Below are 20,573 nucleotides of genomic sequence, written 5' to 3' on the forward strand. Positions count from 1 at the left end.
CCATGCGCCGCCTGGCCCGGGCCCTGCTGCTCTTGGCGGCATTCACCATTCCTTGGGAATACTCCCTCGACTTCGGCCCCCCGCTCGGCAACATCGCGCGCCTCGCTATCATCGCGGTCTTCCTGGCCATGATCACCGCGATCCTTCAGGCCGGCACCATGCGCAAACCCGGCCCGTTGCAGATTCTCGTCCTGCTCTTGTTCCTGTGGTTCTGCTGCGGATGCTTCTGGACCATCGATCGCGCCGAAACCCTGCACCACCTGCGCGGCTACATTCAGGAGTTCATCCTCGTCTGGCTCGTGTGGGAACTTGTCGACTCTCCGGAGAACCTGCTCGATCTCCTTCGCGCCTATCTCGCCGGCGCATTCGTGCTTGCGGCCGTCACCGTGGGCAGTTTTCTGCTCTCTTCCAGCGCAGACCAGGTTCGCTTTTTCGCAGAAAACCAGGATCCCAACGACGTCGCCCGATTTCTAGATCTGGCTTTCCCGCTCGCCGCATTGCTCTTCGGCAGCGAGTCGCGATGGCCCGGAAAACTGCTAGCGGCGACGTACGTCCCCTTCGGAATCCTCGCTGTCCTGCTCACGGCTTCGCGTTCCGGATTCCTCGAGGCCCTGATCGCACTGACCGGCAGCGCCGTGCTCATCCTCCACAACCATCGGCGCGCATTCACACTAGGCTTCTACGCCTTGCCCGCTGTGCTTGCGGCAATCTGGTTCGCCGTTCCGCGTCAGACCCTGGAGCGTCTCGCCACCATTCCCGGCGAGCTCACGCAACGCGACCTCAATCAGCGCTGGGAAATCTGGGCCGCCGGCTGGCAAGCCTTCGTGCACGCGCCGCTCCTCGGCTCCGGTGCAGGCTCGTTTGTCGCGGCCGCCGGCCTCGCGCCCATCGACACAGCACATAACACCGCCCTCGCCCTGCTCGTCGAAGGCGGCATCGTCGCAATCCTGATCGCTACCGCCATCGTCATCACCACCGCATCCTGCGCGCTAGCGCTCGCCGGCACTTTGCGGCTCGCAACCGGCACAGCGTTACTCACCTTGCTTGTCGGTTCCATCGTTGCCACGGTCCACGAGAACCGCGCCACGTGGCTGCTGCTCGGAATCGTTGCCCTAGCAGCGCGTCTGCATGCCGAATCGCCCAAAGCACTCCTGCACATCTTCCCGACGAGCCTCCCTGGGCGCGCAACCACCGTCGCAGGGCTCGTGACCCAGGAGTAACCGTGAGCGCAGACCGGGCCGTCGCAATTCCTCTCGTGCCCTCGCACCAGGACCAGAGCACCGGCCGGCGAGTCCTCCGCGCTGCCGCTTCCGTCACCGCCGCGGGAGTCGTCGTCAAGCTCGCGGCCATGTTCAAGGAAGTCGTCGTCGCCTCCGCCTACGGCCGCTCCGACGCCATGGACGCCTTCCTCGTCGCCTTCCTCATCCCCAATTTGCTCATCAACCTCATCGCCGAGTCGATGAATCAGGCGCTTATCCCCACGCTCATACGCGTACGACTCCAGCAGGGCCAGGCGCGCGCGCAGCAACTGCTCTCAACCTCGATGCTTGCGACCTCATCCATGCTGATCGCCGTGAGCGTCGCGATGGGCATATTTGCGCGCCTCTTCTTCCCGTTCATCGGCGCAAACTTCACCGCATCCAAGCTCACCCTCTCCATCCATCTCTTCTACGCACTCCTGCCGTGCGTAGTCCTCGGCGGAATCGCTTCCAACTGCACAGCCGTGCTCAACACCCTCGGCCGATTCACCTGGCCCGCGCTCGCGCCGCTCATCGTCTCGGCATGCATCGTCTTCTCCACGCTCGCGCTTCGGAACCGCATCGGCATCTGGGCCCTGGTGATCGCCACCGTAGTCGGCACCGCACTTCAGGCTGGCGTACTCGCCGCCGGAATGCACACAAGTGGCTACGCCCTCCAACTCCGCTGGCCCCGCCACGACGAAGCCTCGCGCGAAGTAGCGCACCAGTTCGCACCCGTCCTGTTGAGTTCAATCGTCGCGTCCGGCGGGCTGCTCGTCGATCAAGCCATGGCCGCCATGCTTCCCGCAGGCAGCGTCTCCGCGCTTGTATTCGCAGGCCGATTCGTCAGCGTCGCCATCACCCTGCTTGCCGGTTCGCTGGCAACCGCCGTCGCGCCGTACTTCTCAGAACTCGCCGCGCGCCGCGACTGGCCCGCCTGCCGCGTCGCGCTGCGTGTCTGGTCCTTCCGCTCCGCTGCCGTCTCCGTCCCCATCGCCCTCGCCTTGATCCTCGGCGCGCATCCGCTCGTGCGCCTCACGCTCCAGCATGGAGCCTTCACCGCGCACGACACCGCCGCGGTCGCATCGACGCTCGCCATGTACGCCGTGCAGATCCCGTTCTTTGTAGTGAGCCGCGTCTTCTATCGCTTCGTCGTCGCCATGCGCCGCACCGACCTCATCTTCTACTGCGGCGCCATCAACCTCGCCCTCGACATCGCACTCAACCTCGTCCTCATGCGCTTCATGGGAGTGGCCGGCATCGCGCTCTCCACCTCTTTCTGGACCGTGAGCACATGCCTCCTGTTCTGGTACTGGTCGCGACGTCTGCTTACCGCCGCGGAACCTGAGAGCGCACACCCATGACGCGAATCCCCACACCCGCACAGTACCTGCTCCGCATCGACGACCTCTGCCCAACGGTCCACGCCGGCCGCTGGACCCGCCTCCGCGCAATCATCGATGAATTCAAGATTCAGCCCATCCTCGCCATCGTCCCCGACAATCACGACCCCGATCTCGACGCCTCACCGCCCGATCCCGCGTTCTGGAACCAGATGCCCTCCATGCAATCTGCCGGAGCAGCCATCGCGCTTCATGGTCTGAACCACATCTGCGACGTGCAAGGTAAGAGCCTCATCCCCCTGCTTCGCACTTCGGAATTCGCAGGCGCACCTCTCGACGTCCAGCGACATCGCATCGCCCGTGGCCTTGCCATTCTGCGCAGCTACGGCCTGGCACCGAAGCTGTTCGTTGCCCCGCGCCACGGATTCGACCGCAACACGCTTCTCGCCCTGCGCGAACAAGGCATCCGCTACATCTCTGACGGCTTCGCACGCGTACCGTTCGTGCGCCACGGCGTCACCTGGATTCCGATGCAACTTTGGTCACCAGTTGCGCGCGCCTCTGGCCTCTGGACCCTCTGCATCCATCCCAATACTGCAGATGACGCCAGCATCGAATGCCTGCGCCGCTTCCTCAGGGTCCACGCACAGCACTTCACATCGTTCGATCGCGTGATTTTGGAGTTCGACGGCGTCTCGAGCAGCATCCGCGAACGGGCCTACGAGATTGCCTCAGCAGCTCGCGTCGCGATACGCCGCCGCATCAACTGCCTCCAAAGACAGGGAGAATCGTAACTGGCGACTTCCTTCCGGCGAGGCGCCGCGGATGCGAATTCGTCTTCAACAAATTGCGGTAGAGCCCGTCCCACTGCTCCAGCACGTCTTCCATATTGAACAGCTCGATCACCCTCTTGCGCGCAAGCTGGCCCATGGCACGACGCCGGTCCATCGGCGTTCTCATCAGCCGCATCATGGCCTTGCGCATGCTAGCCGGGTGATCGGGCCGGCTCAGGAATCCGGTGGCTTCGTCTATCACTACTTCGCGTGTTCCGGGTACGCGGGTAGCAACGCACGGAACCTCACAGGCGCCGGCTTCCAGTAGACAAACCGGCAAGCCTTCCCACAACGAAGAGAGCACGAAACCATCTGCCGCCTGCATCCACGGACGCACATCCGACTGAAAACCCAGGAAATGCACCCTGTTCTGCAGATCAAGAGCGTCTACCAGCTTGCGCAGCGGGCCCGCTTCGGAGCCCGCGCCGGCGATCACCAATTGCGCGGAATCTGCGAGCCCCATGAACGCAAGAATCATGGTGGGATAGTCCTTCACGGGTTCCAGCCGACCGGCCGTAAACCATAGGAATTCTTCGTCCCTTACGCCGAGTTCGCGCCGCATGCGCGCACGCGCCGCCGCATCCGGCCGCCATTCCTCGACATCTACCCCGTTGGGCAGCACGGTCAAGCGTTCGGGTCTGATCATCCTGGCCTGAACGCAGGCATCGGCTGCGGCTTCACTCACCGCCGTCATGCGATCGGAAAGCCAGCCGGTAACTTCGTAACCAAGGCGCCGCGTCGGCCTTCCGATCACGGAGGTGTGGACGGTATCGACAACCACACGCAGTGGCGCCATCAGACGCACGCCGCGCGCCACCCAAGTCGCATGCGGCAGGTGTGCATGCACCACGTCGGGCATTTCCTGCTGGATCCATTGGCGCAAGGCAACCCACCCCCGCGGGTCGGCGATCCCCTTGCGCATGTGCAGCGAGACAAAGTCCACGCCGCCGCGCAGCAGTTCCCGAGCGGCGCTTCCACCGTTCCCCGTCAGGACCACCATCGTGGCGCGCCATCCGCGACGTGCAAGTCCCTGGGCAAGATTGATTACCTGGCGCTCTGCGCCGCCAATTTTGTCAATCCCCGGGATTAGAAACGCAATGTGATGATGTTTCACTGCACCGCTTTACCGCACCGGCTCCGCCAATGATTCGTCGATGCACGCTTCGTAAGCTGCGATAGCCCGATCTTTGCTGAACGCCTCCACCCAGCTATGCGCGAACCGCGTGTCCGGCGTCACTCGCTCTAGGGCCTCTCCGAGTGCCTCGGCAATCGCTTCGGCCGACGCCTCCTTTGCGATCCACACGCCCGGGTCCCCGCGCATCAGGTCCAGCAAGCCTTCTGAAACCGCGGTCGCCACAATCGGCAGCCCTGCCGACGCCGCCTCCAGCACTGCATTCGGCAGCGCCTCATGGCGCGAAGAAAGCACAAACGCTGTCGCGCCCTTGAACCATATCGCCGGCTGTTCAACGTGCCCCAACAGCCGTGCCGCCTGCCGCACCCCAAGCAGCCACGCCAGCATCTCCAGCGCCCGTCTCTCCCGGCCCTCGCCCACAATGGTCAAATCGGCGGAAGGGAACCGCTCCCGCACCTTGGCGAAGGCCTGCAGCAGCAGGTCGAACCCTTTCTCCGGCGCCAGCCGGCCCACAGCCAGCAGATGCGGCCCCGGCCCGCTCCAAAGGTTAGGTCCCGACAAAGCCGCAGCGCGAGTCTTCTCCAGGTCCACCGGATTGGGCAGCACCCGCAGATTCCGCTTCACCCCCGCCACCTTTGCCAGATCACCCGCCATCGCCGCGGTCTGGCACACCACCGCATCGGCCTTCGGATAGAGCTTGCGGTAAGCGCTGATCGAGCCCGCCGCCCGTATGCACCCGTTCTGCCGCACCAGGATCCTCGTGTTGCGCGGAAACAGCGGCCGCAGAATCAGCAGCAGCATATTCAGGTGCGCCATACCGGAGAGGATCACCCGCGGTCTTAATCGCCATATCAGCCGCAACAGCCCCCACCACCCCGCGCGCACTCGCCGCGCTCCGATTCCGTGCACCGTCACCCATGTTGGAAGCTCAAATTCCGCGGCATTCCACTGCGTCACCAAAGCCAGGTGAATATCGAAACGCGCCGGGTTCAGGCCGCCCGCCAGAAGCGTAAAGACACGCTCCGCCCCTCCGCCGCCCAAGTGCGGAATCACCAACAGAACCGTGGCCCGTCCATTCATCTTCTAGGGTTACCAGCGTACTCAAACCCTCACACGAACGACTGTGACCACCGGCACAAGTGGAGATGTTTCGAATTGATACAGTTTTTTAGATTCTTTTAACGAACTCTCGCAGCCGACGAGAGAGGGACGACTCCTTTCGGGGGCTCTTCATGGGAATACTTGGAGCGCGCTCACGAGCGCGGCTTCTTCGGGCCTGTTCAGCCGGCCAGCCATTGGCTGTTGTGGGTATCACACACTCGCAGAGTTGCCTTATCCTGCGTGGCCGTCTTCGCGCTCTTCGGGATGCCGGCTTCTCCGTTGTCCTCATCAGCAGTCCCGGAGAAATGGCCGAGCAACTCGCCTCGGATGAAGGCGCCAACCTCATCTCAATTCCCATCCAGCGCGGCATATCCCCCCTCGCGGATATCGTCTCCCTCTTCCGCCTCACATGGGCCTTGGGACACCTGCGCCCATCCATCGCCGAATTCAGCACGCCCAAGGCAGGATTGCTCGGAAGCCTGGCTGCCTTTCTCTGCCGCGTGCCCAGCCGCGTCTACCTGCTCCGCGGGCTGCGCCTTGAAACCAGCTCGGGCCTCAAGCGCGCCGTGCTCAAAGCATCTGAAAAGCTTGCTGCCGCGTGCGCGCACACAGTTGTATGCAACAGCGAAAGCCTGAGGCGGCAGACCATCGACCTCCGCCTTGCACCCGGAAGCAAGTTGAAGGTCCTCGGCGGCGGCAGCAGCAACGGAGTTGACATCGTAAAATTCACCCCAGGCCCCGATACGATGCGCGCCAAGCTCGGCATCCCTGCCGGCGCGCCCGTTGTCGGATTCGTCGGCCGCCTCACCCGCGACAAAGGCATCCCTGAATTACTCGAAGCCTTCAACCGCCTGCTTGAAAAAATGCCTGACACCCGTCTTCTTCTGGTCGGCTGGTTCGATGAGTCGGAAGACGCCCTCTCCGTCTATCAGCGCGCCCGCATCGAGGCGCACCCGCGCATCATCCGAACCGGCTTTGTCGCCAACACAGCGCCCTACTATCGCGCGATGGATCTCCTCGTGCTCCCAACCTGGCGCGAGGGATTTCCCAATGCTGTGCTCGAAGCCGCCGCGGCCGGTTTGCCCGTGATTACAACCCAGACCACCGGCGCGCGCGATGCCGTACTGCCCGGCCTCACAGGCGTGCTCGTTCCGCCTGGAGAGCCCCTCGCCCTTGCTGAAGCACTGCTCTCATTGCTGCAGCACCCCGAGCGCCGTCTCTCCATGGGCGCAACCGCTCGTCAATGGGTTGTTCAGGAATTTGGCAATCGCAGGGTTCTGGGACTGACGGTAAACCTCTACCTCCAGCTACTCCGCCAGGCGGATACACGGAATCGCCGCCGCGCCCCGGAACCCGCCCTGCTCAGACAGCTTGCTAAGGATGCGGTTGCATCGGGGGATTAGCCCCCTGCGTCGTCGTATCCATGCCCGGCACTTGCAGCGTGTGGGCCGCCGTCTCCGCAGCCTTTAGAACCGTGTTAGGAACAATGCCCAGCGCCAGCGTAGCCGCCGTCGTGAACAGCAGCGCCGCACCCACCGCAATCCCAACCTGCGGCAGAGCGAACGGCCTGCGACCCTCTTCTTCCGGTTTCTGCGCCGCCGTGAATGCCAGCCGCAGATAATACGCCGCCGACACGCCCGAGTTCAGTAGTCCAATCAGCGCCAGCGCAATCGCGCCTCCGCCCACCGCCGCTGAAAATGCATAGAACTTGCCGAAGAATCCGCTGGTGAAGGGAATTCCCACCAGGGACACCAGGAAGAAGATCAGCAGAATGCCCAGCAGCGGCGACCGGTAAATCAGCCCACGGAAGTCGTTCACCATAGGCAGTTCTTCCTCGTAGCCCTCAGCCAGCGTCACCACTGCGAACACGCCTACATTCATCGCCGCGTACGCCGCGGTGTAGAACGCTGCCGCCGCCACGCCGGTCTGTCCCAGTCCCGCAAACGCCGCCAGCAAATAGCCCGCATGCGCAATCGACGAGTACGCCAGCATGCGCTTCACATTCTGCTGCCGCAGCGCCGCCAGGTTGCCGATCGTCATCGACGCCACTGCCACCACCCACAGCAACGGCTGCCAGTAGCTTCGCAGCGTCGGCAGCATCTCATAAGTCACGCGCAGCAGCAATGCAAACGCAGCCGCCTTCGGCCCCGTCGACATCAACGCCACCACCGGCGATGGCGCGCCTTCATATGCATCTGGCGTCCACACATGAAATGGCGCTGCCGACACCTTGAAGAGGATGCCGATCAGCATCATGATCAGCGCCATAATCACAAACGGATGGTTCTGCACTCCCGGCACAATCCGCGCAATCTCGTAGATCTGCGTCGTCCCAGTTGCGCCAAAGATCAGCGCGACGCCATACAGCAGGAATGCCGTCGCAAACGACCCCAGCAGGAAGTACTTGATCGCCGCTTCCGGCCCTTGGCCCGTCTGCTTGCGGAAACCCGCCAGCACATATGTCGCAATGGACGAAATCTCCAGCGCGATAAACACCACCAGCAGCTCGATCGCGCTCGTCAGCAGGCACATGCCCACCGCGCCGAACACCATCAGGGCGTAATACTCGCCTTGGTGATGCGAGTCTTCCGGCAGCGCATCCATCGACAGCAGAATTGACACCAGCACGATCCCGCAGATCAGCACGTGGAAGAACACCGTGAACGGGCTCGTCTCCACCGCGCCGAAGAACGCCGTCCCCGTCTGCAGATTGAGCTGCCACACGCTGCTCCACAGCGCGACGGTCGTGCCGATCGCCCCCAGCCATCCCAGCGAGCGCCGCGCCATACCCGCGGGCATGCTCGCGTCAATCAGCATGATCAAAATGCCCGTAATCGTCAGGACAATCTCAGGCAGTATGCGAAGGCTGTCTTGTGCGTTCATTTACTTTGCCTCCGCGGAGACGTTCGAAATAACCATTCGTACAGATTGCGGAGCAGGACTGTTCTTATCTACCAGCTGCACCCGCACCGGTCCTTCGAAATCCTCAATCGCGCGCAGCCACACATTCGGCGCAACGCCCATCACCAGCATCAGCACCGCCAGCGGCGCCAGCGCAACCCACTCGTTGACGCGCAGATCGTGCACAGGTTCCGTCGCCGCCATCGGGCTCTCCGGACCGTAGAACAAGCGCTGCACCAGCCACAGCACATACGCCGCGCCCAGGATAACCGTCACCGTCGCCACGATCGCCCAGCCCTTGTTCACGCCCGTAAACGTGCTCGACAGGATCAGGAACTCGCCGATGAAGCCGTTCATCAGCGGAAGCCCCACCATCGCCAGGCTCGTGATCACGAAGAACGTTGCCGTCCGCGGCAGCTTCGCGGCCACGCCGCCGTAGCTCGCAATCTGGCTCGTCCGGTAGCGCGTATCCAGCACGCCCAGCAGCACGAACAGCGCGCCCTCAATCACGCCCTCATTCAGCGTCTGGAACACCGCTCCATCGCGGCCCGCCAGCGTAAACCCGTACACGCCCAGCGTGATCAGACTGAAGTGGCTCACCGTCGCAAACGCAATCAGCTTCCAGAAATCCCTCTGCACCAGCGCCAGGCACGCCCCGTAGATCACGCCGATCACCGTCAGCACAATCAGCGTCGGCGCAATCGCCTTCGCCTGAGCAGGGAAGAGCCCCACATGGAACCGGATCATCGAATACAGTCCCAGCTTGCCCGCAATCACCATTGACAGTGCAACCGGCGCCTCGCTGAAGCTGTCCGCCAGCCATCCATGAAGCGGAAACACCGGCACCTTCACCGCGAACGCGAAGAGGAACGCCAGCGCCACCCAGAACATCGCCGTCCCTGAATACGTCGAGCTCGCCAGCATCACCCGCAGATCGACAAAGTTGAACGTCCCCGTCTTCGCCCACAGCCACAGAATCGCCACCAGCAGCGGAGCCGACGGAATGAACGTAAACAGGAAGAACTTCGTCGCCGCAGCCGGCCCGTTCTTGCGCCCGTACATCGCCATCAGCACGGCCATCGGCACCAGCGTCAGCTCCCAGAACCCGTAGTACACCATGAGGTCCAGTGCCACAAACACGCCGAACATCGCCGTCTGCTGCACCATAAACAGCGAATAGAAAACCTTCTTCCGTTCCTTGATCGCGTTCCAGCTCGCCAGCACGCCGACGGGGCCGAGCAGCCCACTCAGCACCACGAGCCACATGCTCAGTCCGTCCACGCCCACGTGATACGCAATGCCCGAAGAGTGCGAAGCAAAATCAGCCGAACCGCCGAGATCGATCCACGGCTTATTGATCTCAAACTGGAACCCCGGCTGCCCCGCGATGAAATGCGCCGGCAGATGCAACGTCAGCCCGAACGTCACCAGCGTCGTAATCAGTCCCACCCACGCAGCCAGCTTGCCGCGGTCCGGCAAAATCGCAATCAGAATCGCACCGGCAAGCGGCGCCAGCAGGATCCACGTGAGAACCGAATTATTGATAGCGTCCATCGTCTCAGTGCCCCGCCCAATCAATGTGCATACCGCCGATGTGCAGTCCAAGATGACTCAGCATGCCGTTCCAGCCAGCCAGCGCGAACAGCAGCAGCACCGCCGCCGCCGCGGCCAGCCACGCCGCATACGAACGCAGATTGCCGCTCTGCCATTTCTGCAGAATCGCCCCGCTCAGCAAAGCCGAGCCGGAGAGCAGCCACGCCAGCCCGCCCAGGATGGCGTACTCCACAACCCACTCCAGCACAAACCGCGAAATCGCCAGCAGCGGCTTCACGATCACCGCGCCATACAATTCATCCACCCAGTACTTGCGCTCCAGCACAACGTACCCAGGCGCGGAAGCCAGCGGCTCCTGCCCCTCGTTATCGCGGTAGAGGAGGTGCGCAATGCCCAGCCCGGCCAGCGCCGCCAGCACTGCCAGTCCTATCAGCACCCATTTCGTAGTGCCCTCAGGCTCCGCCGCCACCGCGCCCGCGGCTGGCTGCAGGAATGTGCCAAAGTGTTCCGCGCCAATCCACCCGCCGCCAATCGACAGCAGCGCCAGAATCACCAGCGGCCCCAGCATCGACCACGGGCTCTCATGCGCATGAACCTCATGGCTGCGCGGCTTGCCCAGGAACGTCAGGTACCACAACCGGAACATGTAGAACGAGGTCAGCAGGGCAGTGAAGAGTCCGATAAACCAGAACACCTTCCCGCTGGTGCCGTGCTCAAACGCCGCCGCCAAAATCGCGTCCTTCGAATAGAACGCCGCCAGGAACGGGAATCCAGCAATCGTGAACACCGCGATCGTCATCGTCCAGAACGTCACCGGCATTGCTTTGCGCAACCCGCCCATCTTGCGCATATCCTGCTCGCCGCCCATGCCGTGAATCACCGACCCGGCCGCGAGGAACAGCAGCGCCTTGAAGAACGCATGCGTCATCAGGTGGAAAATGCCGGCCGAGTAAGCCGCCACGCCGCACGCCAGGAACATGTACCCAAGCTGCGACACAGTCGAGTACGCCAGCACCCGCTTGATATCCGTCTGCACCAAACCAATCGTCGCCGCAAACAGCGCCGTCGCCGCGCCCACCAGCGCCACAATGAACATCGCCAGCGGCGAGCGGTCGAACAGGAAGTGCGTGCGCGCAATCATGTACACGCCCGCCGTCACCATCGTCGCCGCGTGAATCAGCGCCGACACCGGCGTCGGGCCTTCCATCGCATCCGGCAGCCACACATACAGCGGCAACTGCGCGCTCTTGCCCGTCGCGCCAATCAGCAGGCAGATCGCGATCGTTGTCAGCACTCCGCCGGTCCATCCCGGATTCATCGCCAGTTTCGCCGCAATCTCACCGAAGCCGAGCGATCCGAAATTCGCCAGCAGCAGGAACATCCCGATCAGGAATCCGAAATCGCCGATGCGGTTGACGATGAACGCCTTCTTGCCCGCATCCGCCGCCGACGTCTTCTGATACCAGAACCCGATCAGCAGGTACGACGCCAGGCCCACGCCCTCCCAGCCCACAAACATCAGCAGGGCATTGCCCGCCAGCACCAGCGTGGTCATGAAGAACAGGAACAGGTTCAGGTAGGCGAAGTAGCGCCAGTAGGCCCTGTCCTCATGCATGTAGCGCACGGAATAGATATGGATCAGGAAGCCCACGCCCGTGATCACCAGCAGCATCACCAGCGAAAGCTGATCGAGCACGAAACTGAAATCAATGTGGAGCGATCCGGCAGTTAGCCAAGTGCCGACATTCTCAATGACCGGTTGAAAAACGGAACAAGGTCCAATACCGGGGCCGCATTGAATGTGGGTGAAGATGTACGCGCGTACTGCAGCATTCAGCACCACGCCGAATGAAGCCAGCGGCGCAAGCAGCGCCACCGCACTCACCACAGCCTTCGGCAATCGCGCGCCCAGAATTCCATTAATGAGGAACCCCGCAAACGGCAGCAGCGGAATCAGCCAGAGATACATAGATCCGGTCATAGTTTCATCAGGTCGATTCGGTCGACGGCCAAGGTACCGCGTGCGCGGAAGATAGCAATAATGATGGCCAGTCCCACAGCCGCTTCAGCCGCGGCCACCACCATCACAAAGAAAACGAAAATCTGCCCCTTCACCAAATGCCACTGGTGCGCGAAGGTGACAAACGAAAGATTCACGCCGTTCAGCATCAGCTCAATCGACATGAACACCGTAATGATGTTGCGCTTGATCAGAAACCCGACAATGCCCAAACAGAATAGCGTCGCGCTCAGCAGCAGATACCAGGAGATCGGAATCACTTGCTCACCGTCCGTTCTTCGCGCACCGAGTTCGTGAACGGCACCTTGACTTTGGGTTGGTCACCGCTTCCATGACGCGCCAATGCCACCGCGCCCAGAATTGCAATCAGGATCAGCACCGACGTCACTTCAAACGGCAGCAGCAGTTCGTGGAAGAGCACGCGGCTCAGTTCTTCAGTGCTGGTGATCGGGTCGCTCAGCGAAACCTGGCCCAGCCCCGGCGCTTTCAGAATCACGGTGGCAATCACCGCCAGCACCACGGCCACGGCAGGGAAGCCCAGCACGGTCGCGGCCCTGCTGCCCAGCGTGCGCTCCTCGCGCCCCGCGTTCAGCAGCATCACCACAAAGGTGAACAGCACCATGATTGCGCCGGCATACACGATGATCTGCGCCGCCGCCAGAAACTCGGCCCCCAGCAGCAGATACAGCACAGCCAGCGAACTCATCACCACCACCAGCGACAGCGCGCTGTTGATGGGATGTTTCTGTAGCAGGAGATTCAGCGCTCCCGCTATGCAGAGTCCGGCGAAAATTACAAAGAGTACCAGGTGCATCGTTCCATCGCATGCAGCAGGCAGCAAGCAGTTACGCTCGCCGATTTGAAGGGAGGCCGCAAAGCAAATTCGCTTCGTGAGACTACCCCGATTTTACTTGGCCCGGGTGCCCCCTCCAAGCTCTGCTTGGGTGGGAAAACCAGACTACGCGTCCCGGATCTGACACCGGGGATCCGCACAACTACTGCTTAAACGCAAACCACAGGCTGGTGCCAATTACATTCAAAATTGCCAGCGGCAACAGGAACCGCCAGCCGAAATTCATCAACTGGTCATAGCGGAAACGCGGCAGCGTGCCGCGCACCCACACATACAGAAACAGGAAGCTGAACACCTTCAGCACAAACCAGAAGATCGGAAACACCACATTCGCAAACGTGCTCTGGAACGGCCCGATCAGATCACCCAGCGGGCTCGTCCATCCGCCCAGGAACAAGAGCGTCGCCACGCATCCCACCGTGATCATGTTCGCGTACTCAGCCATGAAGAACATCGCAAACTTCATCGAACTGTACTCGGTGTGATATCCCGCCGTCAGTTCGCTCTCGGCTTCCGGCAGATCGAACGGCGCTCGATTGGTCTCTGCATACGCCGCCATCAGGTAGATGAAGAACCCGATAAACTGCAGCCCGCCAAACAAATTCCAGCTCAGAATCCCGTGCCGTGCCTGGCTCTCCACAATCTCGCGCAGGTTCAGCGTGCCCGCCCGCAGCACCACGCCCACCAGCGACAACCCCAGCGCCAGCTCATAGCTGATCAGCTGCGCCGATGACCGCAGCGAACCCAGCAGCGAATACTTGTTATTCGACGACCAACCCGCCAGCGCAATCCCGTACACGCCAACCGACGTGATCCCCAGAATCACCAGCAGCCCAATGTTGACATCCGCAATCTGAAAGAACCGGAATCCGTCCTTCGCAATGTCAGGCGATCCGAACGGCACCACCGAAATCGAAATCATCGCGCAGCCCAGCGACAGAATCGGCGCCAGCAGATACAGCGGCCGATACACCGTCCCCGGAATGATGTCTTCCTTCAGGAAATTCTTCGCGCCATCCACCAGCGGCTGCAGCAGCCCAAACGGACCCACGCGGCTGGGTCCCCAGCGATTCTGGATCCTTCCCACCAGCTTGCGCTCCAGCAGCACCGTGTAGGCGACGCCCATCAGCAGCACCACCGTCACCACGATGACCTTGAGGATGCTCCAAAGTACAAACTGCAGAATCGTCACTTGCCTGAACCTTTCTACCCAACCACTGCTCTGTACTCAACCACTACCTTCTACTAACCACTACGTTGTCATCCTGAGCGGAGCGAAGGATCTGCGGTTGTTTTTCAATCCGCCGCAGTCTCCGCCACTTCCTTTTGTCGCGACTGATACTCATTCAACTCGCGCATGTACCCGCTATACCGCCCGAGCGTTCCCGAGGTGAACAGCCCATCGTGCGCCGGCGCAACCTGCTCTGACCGCCCGTTCGTCAGTGCCGACAACGGCACAAACCCCGGCTCACTCTTCACATCATTTCCTGTGAGTAGGCTCAGCCGATCCAGCTTGTACGAAGGCACCAGCCGCTCGATCTCATCCAGCACCGCCAGCGGATCGAATGGGCTCAGCCTCGGCTCTAGCCCGCGCCCCGCCAGCCACACACCATGCCGATCGGCCTCACCCGATTGCGCTCCGCGTGTCTGCCCGAGGTCCCCGCGCACACCGCGCTTCCCAAACGGAACCAGCGTCTTCACATCGGCGCCCATCATCGTTGCCAGCCGAACCAGAATCTCGAAGTCAGGCCGCACGCCCGGACGGTCCGCAGCCTTCTTCACCATCTGCACATCGCCAAACGTGTTCGTCACCGTTCCCGACTTCTCATACAGACTTGCCGCCGGAAACACCACGTCCGCCAGCGCCGCCGTCTCTGTCAGGAACAAATCCTGCACCACCACAAACGTGTTCTTCAGCGAGGCCGGCTCGATATTCAGCCTGCCCACCGGATTCGCACCCATCACCAGCAGCCCGCCAATCGAGCGATGCTGCGCGGCATCCATCATCTCCGCCACCGTCTTGCCCGGCGTCGACGGCAATCCCGGATACTCCTGCGCGAACCCGCCCGCATCCGCCACCGGCACATACCCCGGCAGCAGATCAGGCAGCACCCCCATGTCTGCCGCGCCGCGCGAATTCGAGTGATCGCCCAGAAACGCGAACTTCACATTTCCGCGCTTCAATCCCCAGCTGACCAGCGCGCCAATCTGTTCGCCGCGGAACTCCTGCCCGAAGATCACCAGCAGCGACTCTTCAGCCGCAACCGCCTTCGCAAAATCGCCCTGCCCGCCATCGACAAGCGCTGTCAGATCGCGATACCCATTCGGCGGCACGCCTTGCGACGCCTTCGCCTGCCGCTCCAACTTGATCGAGCGGTGATTCACGATGTACAGCCGCGCCTTGTTCAGCCGCACATTGCTGCGCAACTGCCACGCCAGCAGGGGATGCTCCTCCGTCGGATTGCCGCCCACCAGCAAAATCGCCGGAGCTGTCGCCGCATCGCGCATGCTCGCGGCCTTGTCCTCGTGCCCCGCCATCGCCCGCGCAAACGCCGCAAAATCCGCGGTCCGGTGATGATCGATGTTGTTCGTCTGTAGCACCGTGCGCGCGAACTTCTGCAGCAGGTAGTTCTCTTCGTTCGTCGTGCGGTTCGAACCGATCACGCCGATCCCATCGCCGCCCCGGCTGTCTAGGACATCCTTCAATCCCGCCGCCGCAGTCTTCAGCGCATTCTCCCACGATGCCGGCTCGAGCTGCCCATTCGCATTGCGCACCAGCGGCTTCGTAAGCCGGTCCGCGCTATCCACAAAGTCAAAGCCGAAGCGTCCCTTGGCGCACAAAAAGTCGCCATTGATGCCGCTCTTGTCGCGATTGTCCGCGCGCAGAATGTCCGCGCCTTCCTGCGACTGCCTTACGCCCAGCGTCACCTTGCATCCATCCGCGCAGTGCGTGCACACAGTCGAAACGTGGTTCATCTCCCACGGCCGCGTCTTGTAGCGATACGCGCCGCTTGTCAGCGCGCCCACCGGGCATGCGTCGATGCACATGCCGCACTCTTCGCAATCCAGATGATCGCCGCCGTTCGGCGCAATCACCGCCGTCACGCCGCGATTCTGAATCCCCAGCGCCCACACATCCATGCCTTCGCCGCACATGCGCACGCACCGGTAACACAGAATGCACCGCGGCCGATCGAAGAACACCTGCGGCGACCACTGCTGCTCTTCGCGATGCCGTTTGGCGTCCACCATCAAACTGGTGCCCGCGCCGTACTTGAACGTCATGTCCTGCAGTTCGCACTCGCCGCCCGCGTCGCACACCGGGCAGTCCAGCGGATGATTCCCCAGCAGCAGCTCAATCGTCGCCTTGCGCGCCTGCGAAATCTCCGGCGAATCCGTCACGAACACCTGGCCCTCAGCCACCGTCGTCGTGCACGCCGTCTGCAGCTTCGGCACCTTCTCCTGGCGCACCACGCACATGCGGCACGCGGCCTGCAGGCTCAACCCCGGGTAGTAGCAGAAGGCAGGAATCTCAATGCCCGCCTTGCGGCACGCCTCAATCAGCAGCGTCCCCGCGGGAGCCGTCAGCTTCTTTCCGTCAACCGTAAACGTTACGTCCGGCATTCTCTTCCTTAGTCTTTGCCGTTCCCCTGAACGGCTGTCATCCTGATCGAGCCTTGCACTACCAACCCCTCTAACCTTGCCGAAAAATCCCAACCTCTGACCTTGTCTTCCTTCCGAAACTGCCCCAACCAAAGCTCTGTCATCCTGAGCGGAGCAGGTGCGTTCTTTGCACGTGCGGAGTCGAAGGATCTGCGGTTGCTCTTGCTGTTGCTTTTCCTCTCAGCCCTTCAATGAACTCAAATCAACGAGTCGCCAACTGAACTTCTGGAACCTCAACTTCCAACCACTCGACCACGTAATGGTCAACCGACTCAACCCTAATCTCGCCAAAATCGAAACTCGTCGTTACAGGTAATGGCATTGGCTCACCATCTTCAGCGATTGCACTTAGGTAAAGTTCCAAGCATTCCTTCATCATCGCCCGCATTTCATTCAGGTCGTCGCCTACTGAACCAGCTCCTGGTATATCCGGCGAAAAGCCGGAGTAGTTGTGCTCCAGATGCTCATAAACGACCATGAACTTCTGCTTCATCTTCCCTTACACCACCGCCAACTCCACATGCTTGGCAAACGGGCACGGCTTCCCGTTCAAGTGATCCTCAAACTCTTTCCTGAACTTCTTCACGAATCCCAACGTCGGCATCGCCGCCGCATCACCCAGCGGGCAGAACGTCCGTCCCATCATGTTCTCCGCGATATACCGGATGTTGTCGATGTCCTTCTCCGTCCCGAAACCCGCGTGAAACCGCGTCAGCGACTTCTTCAGCCAATCCGTTCCCTCGCGGCACGGAATGCACCATCCGCAGCTTTCATGCTGATAAAAGCTGATCGTCCGCAGCGCGAACTCCACAATACAAGTCTGGTCGTCGATCACTACGACGCCGCCTGAACCCAGCATCGATCCGGCCTTGCCCACCTGGTCGAAATCCATTCCCAGGTTCTCAATCTCTTCCGGCAGAAGCACCGGCGTCGATGACCCGCCCGGCACCACAGCCTTCAGCTTCCGCCCGCCGCGAATGCCGCCGCCCACCTCGTAAATCATCTTCTTGAGGTTGTAGCCCATTGGCAGTTCATACACGCCCGGACGCTCAACATGCCCGCTCAACCCGAACAGCCTTGTCCCGCCGTTGCGTTCGGTGCCCACCGCCGCATACTCGGCCGCGCCCATCGAAATCACATGCGGAACCGTCGCAATCGTCTCGGCGTTATTGATCACCGTGGGACCGCCATATAGGCCAACCACAGCAGGGAAGGGAGGCTTGATCCGCGGCACGCCGCGCTTGCCCTCAAGCGACTCCATCAGCGCCGACTCCTCGCCCACCTCATACGCGCCCGCGCCCGTCTGCGTAATCACATTGAACTCGAAGTCCGACCCCAAAATGTTCTTGCCCAGGATGCCCTTCGCGTACGCATCCGCAACGGCCCGCTCCATGATCTCCAGCAGGTAGCGATACTCGCCGCGCAGGTAGATGAACCCCACCTTCGCGCCGATCGCCAGCCCCGCGATCATCGTCCCTTCAATCACCGCATGCGGATCGTGCAGGAAAATCAGGTGGTCCTTGCAGGTGCCGGGCTCGCTCTCGTCGCCGTTCACCAGCACATACTTCGGCTTCGGGCTCTGCTTCGGCACAAACGACCACTTCAGTCCCGTCGGAAACCCCGCCCCTCCGCGCCCGCGCAGATTCGAGGCTTTCATCTCGTTGATCGTCCACTCGGGCCCCTGCGCCAGGCACTTCGCCAACGCCTGGTATCCGCCCAGCTCAACGTACTTATTGATGTCCGTCGCGCCCATCCCAAACCGGCGCGTCACAATCTTCACTTCATCGGGATGCGAAACCAGCCTCGGCATCAGCGACCTCCCCTTCCGTTGGCCTGTCCGCGATATCCCGCGATGATTCCCGGCACATGATCCGGCGTCAGCTCATCGTGAAAGTCGTAGTTCACCTGGATCGCCGGAGCCCAGCAGCACGCCCCAATGCACTCCACTTCTTCCAGGCTGAACACCCCGTCCTTCGTCACTCCCTTGTGCCCGACCCCCAGTTCCTCCTGGAACCGTTCAAAAACTTCATACGCTCCGCGTAGCATGCAGCTGATATTCGTGCACACCTGCACGTTGAACTTGCCCGCCGGCTTGAACCGCAGCATCGAGTAGTAGCTGGCCACATTCCGCACATCCAGTTGCGTCAGCGACAGCCGCTCCGCAATCTCGGCAATCGCCGCATCGCTCAGGTAGCCGATCTCGTCCTGCGCATACAGCATCATCGGAATCAGTGCCGACCGCTTCACGGGATACTTCTCGACCAGCGCGTCGAACCGCGCCGCGAGCTGCGGCGAAAAGATGCTCATCGTCTCCGCGCTCATGCCATCAACTCCCGCGCCCAAGCCTCAGCCACCATATCCATCTCTTCCTCGCGTTCACCGGTTCTCAGCTGACCGGCCTCCGTCAATTCCATCAAACCGTCGCGCCCATCTTCGCGCCGCCACCGGACCTGCGCTCCATCCCGCACCAACTCCAGCCAGGCCGCGTCATGCCGAACCGTAATCCGTTCCTCGCCCAGCTCCACCGTGGCCTGCCGATTCCCATTCAACCCATGCGCCGCGGTGTAACTGCGGAGCAGGGAAGCCAGCGAAACCCACAGCTCGACATAAACCTGATCGTCCAGTTGAGTCACTCTCATCCAGTCGTAGGCGCTTACTACTCCCTACTCCCTACTCCCTGCCTCTTACCGGTCAATCTCGCCCAGCACAATGTCAATCGACCCAATCACCGCCACCACATCCGCCAGCAGCCGTCCCTTGCACATCGTCTCCAGCGCCTGCAGATCCGCAAACGATGGATACCGCATGTGGCACCGATACGGCTTCGGCCCACCGTCACTCACTATGTAGTACCCAACCTGTCCGTGCCCCGACTCGATCGATTGATACACCTCGCCCGCCGGCACCGGGAACCCTTCCGTCACAATCTTGAAGTGATGGATCAACGCCTCCATCTGCGTCTTCATCTCTTCGCGATCCGGAAGCAGAATCTTCGGCGCATTCGCCTTGATCGGCCCTTCCGGCATCCCATCCAGCACCTGCTGGCAGATCTTCACGCTCTGCCGCATCTCTTCCAGGCGGCACACATACCGCGCCCACACATCGCAATCATTCGAAACCGGCACCGTGAACTGGAACTTCTCGTAGCTCGAGTACGGCATGTCCCGCCGGACATCGAAGTCAATCCCCGAAGCCCGCATTACCGGCCCCGTAACGCCCAGTGCCAGCGCGTCCGGACCTGACAAATGCCCGATCCCCTTCAGCCGGTTCACAAAAATCGGATTCCCCGTCAGCAGGTTCGAATACTCGTCAATCTTCTCCGGGAACGTGGAGATAAAATTCTGCACCCGCTCCAGCCATCCCAGCGGCGGCTCCATGCTCAGCCCGCCAATGCGGATATACGACGTCATCATCCGCTGCCCGCTCACAGCCTCAAAGATGCGCAGCAAATCCTCGCGTTCCCGGAACGTGTAAAGGAACACCGTCAGCGCGCCAATATCCATGGCGTGCGTGCCCAACCATATAAGGTGCGAATTGATCCGCGTCAGCTCGCTCAGCAGCACCCGCAGCCACTGCGCCTTGGCCGGAATCTCCAACTCCAGCAGCTTCTCCACCGCCAGCGAGTAGACCAGGTTGTTGTTCATCGGCCCCAGGTAGTCCACCCGGTCCGTCAGCGGAACCACCTGCTGATAAAACTTCGCCTCGCAGGTCTTCTCGATCCCCGTATGCAGATACCCAATCTCGGGATACATCCGCACCACGATCTCGCCGTCGATCTCCAGCACCAGCCGCAGGACGCCGTGCGTCGAAGGATGCTGCGGGCCCATGTTCAGCACCATGTGCTGATCGCGCGAGCCCTCCGCTGTCGGAGCCTGCAATATAGGAGTGCCTACTTCGGGCAGCGTCGGCATTAGAGATCGGCTCCTGTGGGGTCT

Annotated in this window: 18 protein-coding genes; 4 read left to right on the forward strand and 14 right to left on the reverse strand. The window is 61.7% G+C overall.

Going from position 1 to position 20,573, the window contains the following annotated elements; genetic code table 11:
• Positions 1-2 precede the first annotated feature (2 nt).
• Genes MOP44_RS20310 through MOP44_RS20320 form a run of 3 tightly spaced genes read left to right on the forward strand, consistent with a single transcriptional unit; the run spans position 3 to position 3,375 of the window.
• Positions 3-1,220: an O-antigen ligase family protein gene (locus MOP44_RS20310; RefSeq protein WP_260792224.1), complete on the forward strand. Its 1,218-nt coding sequence runs from the start codon at positions 3-5 to the stop codon at positions 1,218-1,220.
• Positions 1,221-1,222: 2 nt separating this feature from the next.
• The gene (gene murJ / locus MOP44_RS20315) at positions 1,223-2,602 is read left to right on the forward strand and encodes a murein biosynthesis integral membrane protein MurJ (protein ID WP_260792225.1); all 1,380 of its coding nucleotides are present in this window, start codon (positions 1,223-1,225) and stop codon (positions 2,600-2,602) included.
• Positions 2,599-3,375: a DUF2334 domain-containing protein gene (locus tag MOP44_RS20320; protein ID WP_260792226.1), complete on the forward strand. Its 777-nt coding sequence runs from the start codon at positions 2,599-2,601 to the stop codon at positions 3,373-3,375. Before murJ ends, MOP44_RS20320 begins: the two co-directional genes overlap by 4 nt.
• On the opposite strand, the gene MOP44_RS20325 is transcribed toward MOP44_RS20320, so the two are convergent.
• Positions 3,344-4,528 (reverse strand): glycosyltransferase, encoded by a 1,185-nt coding sequence (locus tag MOP44_RS20325; protein WP_260792227.1) that lies wholly within the window; start codon positions 4,526-4,528, stop codon positions 3,344-3,346. The two genes, MOP44_RS20320 and MOP44_RS20325, sit on opposite strands and share 32 nt — an antisense overlap.
• Before the next feature lie 9 nt (positions 4,529-4,537).
• Positions 4,538-5,626 (reverse strand): glycosyltransferase, encoded by a 1,089-nt coding sequence (locus MOP44_RS20330; RefSeq protein WP_260792228.1) that lies wholly within the window; start codon positions 5,624-5,626, stop codon positions 4,538-4,540.
• 152 nt (positions 5,627-5,778) lie between these two features.
• Here MOP44_RS20330 and MOP44_RS20335 point away from each other — a divergent pair, with 152 nt between their 5' ends.
• Complete coding sequence (locus MOP44_RS20335) at positions 5,779-7,050, forward strand: glycosyltransferase family 4 protein (RefSeq protein WP_260792229.1); 1,272 nt, start codon at positions 5,779-5,781, stop codon at positions 7,048-7,050.
• Here the strand turns inward: MOP44_RS20335 and MOP44_RS20340 are convergent.
• The 12 genes from MOP44_RS20340 to nuoD all read right to left on the reverse strand — a co-directional run bounded on the left by MOP44_RS20340 (position 7,022) and on the right by nuoD (position 20,549).
• Complete coding sequence (locus MOP44_RS20340) at positions 7,022-8,530, reverse strand: NADH-quinone oxidoreductase subunit N (RefSeq protein ID WP_260792230.1); 1,509 nt, start codon at positions 8,528-8,530, stop codon at positions 7,022-7,024. The genes MOP44_RS20335 and MOP44_RS20340 overlap by 29 nt on opposite strands.
• Positions 8,531-10,102 carry a complex I subunit 4 family protein gene (locus tag MOP44_RS20345; RefSeq protein ID WP_260792231.1) on the reverse strand — a complete coding sequence of 524 codons (1,572 nt, stop codon included), beginning with the start codon at positions 10,100-10,102 and terminating at the stop codon, positions 8,531-8,533.
• A gap of 4 nt (positions 10,103-10,106) precedes the next feature.
• Positions 10,107-12,083, reverse strand: coding sequence for an NADH-quinone oxidoreductase subunit L (nuoL, locus tag MOP44_RS20350; protein WP_260792232.1), 1,977 nt, complete (start codon positions 12,081-12,083; stop codon positions 10,107-10,109).
• Positions 12,080-12,382, reverse strand: coding sequence for an NADH-quinone oxidoreductase subunit NuoK (gene nuoK, locus MOP44_RS20355; protein WP_313901021.1), 303 nt, complete (start codon positions 12,380-12,382; stop codon positions 12,080-12,082). The genes nuoL and nuoK overlap by 4 nt, the downstream gene beginning before the upstream one ends.
• Positions 12,379-12,936 (reverse strand): NADH-quinone oxidoreductase subunit J family protein, encoded by a 558-nt coding sequence (locus MOP44_RS20360; protein ID WP_260792233.1) that lies wholly within the window; start codon positions 12,934-12,936, stop codon positions 12,379-12,381. The genes nuoK and MOP44_RS20360 overlap by 4 nt, the downstream gene beginning before the upstream one ends.
• Before the next feature lie 181 nt (positions 12,937-13,117).
• On the reverse strand, positions 13,118-14,167 hold the full coding sequence (gene nuoH, locus MOP44_RS20365) for an NADH-quinone oxidoreductase subunit NuoH (protein ID WP_260792234.1): 1,050 nt from the start codon (positions 14,165-14,167) through the stop codon (positions 13,118-13,120).
• 104 nt (positions 14,168-14,271) lie between these two features.
• Complete coding sequence (gene nuoG / locus MOP44_RS20370) at positions 14,272-16,599, reverse strand: NADH-quinone oxidoreductase subunit NuoG (protein ID WP_260792235.1); 2,328 nt, start codon at positions 16,597-16,599, stop codon at positions 14,272-14,274.
• 241 nt (positions 16,600-16,840) lie between these two features.
• Positions 16,841-17,131 (reverse strand): type II toxin-antitoxin system HicB family antitoxin, encoded by a 291-nt coding sequence (locus MOP44_RS20375; protein ID WP_260792236.1) that lies wholly within the window; start codon positions 17,129-17,131, stop codon positions 16,841-16,843.
• Between the two features lie 6 nt (positions 17,132-17,137).
• Positions 17,138-18,448 carry an NADH-quinone oxidoreductase subunit NuoF gene (gene nuoF, locus MOP44_RS20380; protein WP_260792237.1) on the reverse strand — a complete coding sequence of 437 codons (1,311 nt, stop codon included), beginning with the start codon at positions 18,446-18,448 and terminating at the stop codon, positions 17,138-17,140.
• Positions 18,448-18,960 (reverse strand): NADH-quinone oxidoreductase subunit NuoE family protein, encoded by a 513-nt coding sequence (locus MOP44_RS20385; protein ID WP_260792238.1) that lies wholly within the window; start codon positions 18,958-18,960, stop codon positions 18,448-18,450. The genes nuoF and MOP44_RS20385 overlap by 1 nt, the downstream gene beginning before the upstream one ends.
• On the reverse strand, positions 18,957-19,277 hold the full coding sequence (locus MOP44_RS20390; protein ID WP_260792239.1) for a transcriptional regulator: 321 nt from the start codon (positions 19,275-19,277) through the stop codon (positions 18,957-18,959). The genes MOP44_RS20385 and MOP44_RS20390 overlap by 4 nt, the downstream gene beginning before the upstream one ends.
• Positions 19,278-19,322: 45 nt before the next feature.
• The gene (gene nuoD / locus MOP44_RS20395; RefSeq protein ID WP_260792240.1) at positions 19,323-20,549 is read right to left on the reverse strand and encodes an NADH dehydrogenase (quinone) subunit D; all 1,227 of its coding nucleotides are present in this window, start codon (positions 20,547-20,549) and stop codon (positions 19,323-19,325) included.
• Positions 20,550-20,573 lie beyond the last annotated feature (24 nt).

This window comes from Occallatibacter riparius (genome assembly GCF_025264625.1).
GTDB classification, from domain to species: domain Bacteria; phylum Acidobacteriota; class Terriglobia; order Terriglobales; family Acidobacteriaceae; genus Telmatobacter; species Telmatobacter riparius.

Excerpts from the sequence above, each read along its gene's own strand:
- MOP44_RS20310 (WP_260792224.1), top strand. The coding sequence starts at position 3 with ATGCGCCGCCTGGCCCGGGCCCTGCTGCTCTTGGCGGCATTCACCATT.
- MOP44_RS20320 (WP_260792226.1), top strand. The coding sequence starts at position 2,599 with ATGACGCGAATCCCCACACCCGCACAGTACCTGCTCCGCATCGACGAC.
- MOP44_RS20330 (WP_260792228.1), bottom strand. The coding sequence starts at position 5,626 with ATGAATGGACGGGCCACGGTTCTGTTGGTGATTCCGCACTTGGGCGGC.
- MOP44_RS20335 (WP_260792229.1), top strand. The coding sequence starts at position 5,779 with ATGGGAATACTTGGAGCGCGCTCACGAGCGCGGCTTCTTCGGGCCTGT.
- MOP44_RS20340 (WP_260792230.1), bottom strand. The coding sequence starts at position 8,530 with ATGAACGCACAAGACAGCCTTCGCATACTGCCTGAGATTGTCCTGACG.
- MOP44_RS20345 (WP_260792231.1), bottom strand. The coding sequence starts at position 10,102 with ATGGACGCTATCAATAATTCGGTTCTCACGTGGATCCTGCTGGCGCCG.
- nuoL (WP_260792232.1), bottom strand. The coding sequence starts at position 12,083 with ATGACCGGATCTATGTATCTCTGGCTGATTCCGCTGCTGCCGTTTGCG.
- MOP44_RS20360 (WP_260792233.1), bottom strand. The coding sequence starts at position 12,936 with ATGCACCTGGTACTCTTTGTAATTTTCGCCGGACTCTGCATAGCGGGA.
- nuoG (WP_260792235.1), bottom strand. The coding sequence starts at position 16,599 with ATGCCGGACGTAACGTTTACGGTTGACGGAAAGAAGCTGACGGCTCCC.
- MOP44_RS20375 (WP_260792236.1), bottom strand. The coding sequence starts at position 17,131 with ATGAAGCAGAAGTTCATGGTCGTTTATGAGCATCTGGAGCACAACTAC.
- nuoF (WP_260792237.1), bottom strand. The coding sequence starts at position 18,448 with ATGCCGAGGCTGGTTTCGCATCCCGATGAAGTGAAGATTGTGACGCGC.
- MOP44_RS20385 (WP_260792238.1), bottom strand. The coding sequence starts at position 18,960 with ATGAGCGCGGAGACGATGAGCATCTTTTCGCCGCAGCTCGCGGCGCGG.
- MOP44_RS20390 (WP_260792239.1), bottom strand. The coding sequence starts at position 19,277 with ATGAGAGTGACTCAACTGGACGATCAGGTTTATGTCGAGCTGTGGGTT.
- nuoD (WP_260792240.1), bottom strand. The coding sequence starts at position 20,549 with ATGCCGACGCTGCCCGAAGTAGGCACTCCTATATTGCAGGCTCCGACA.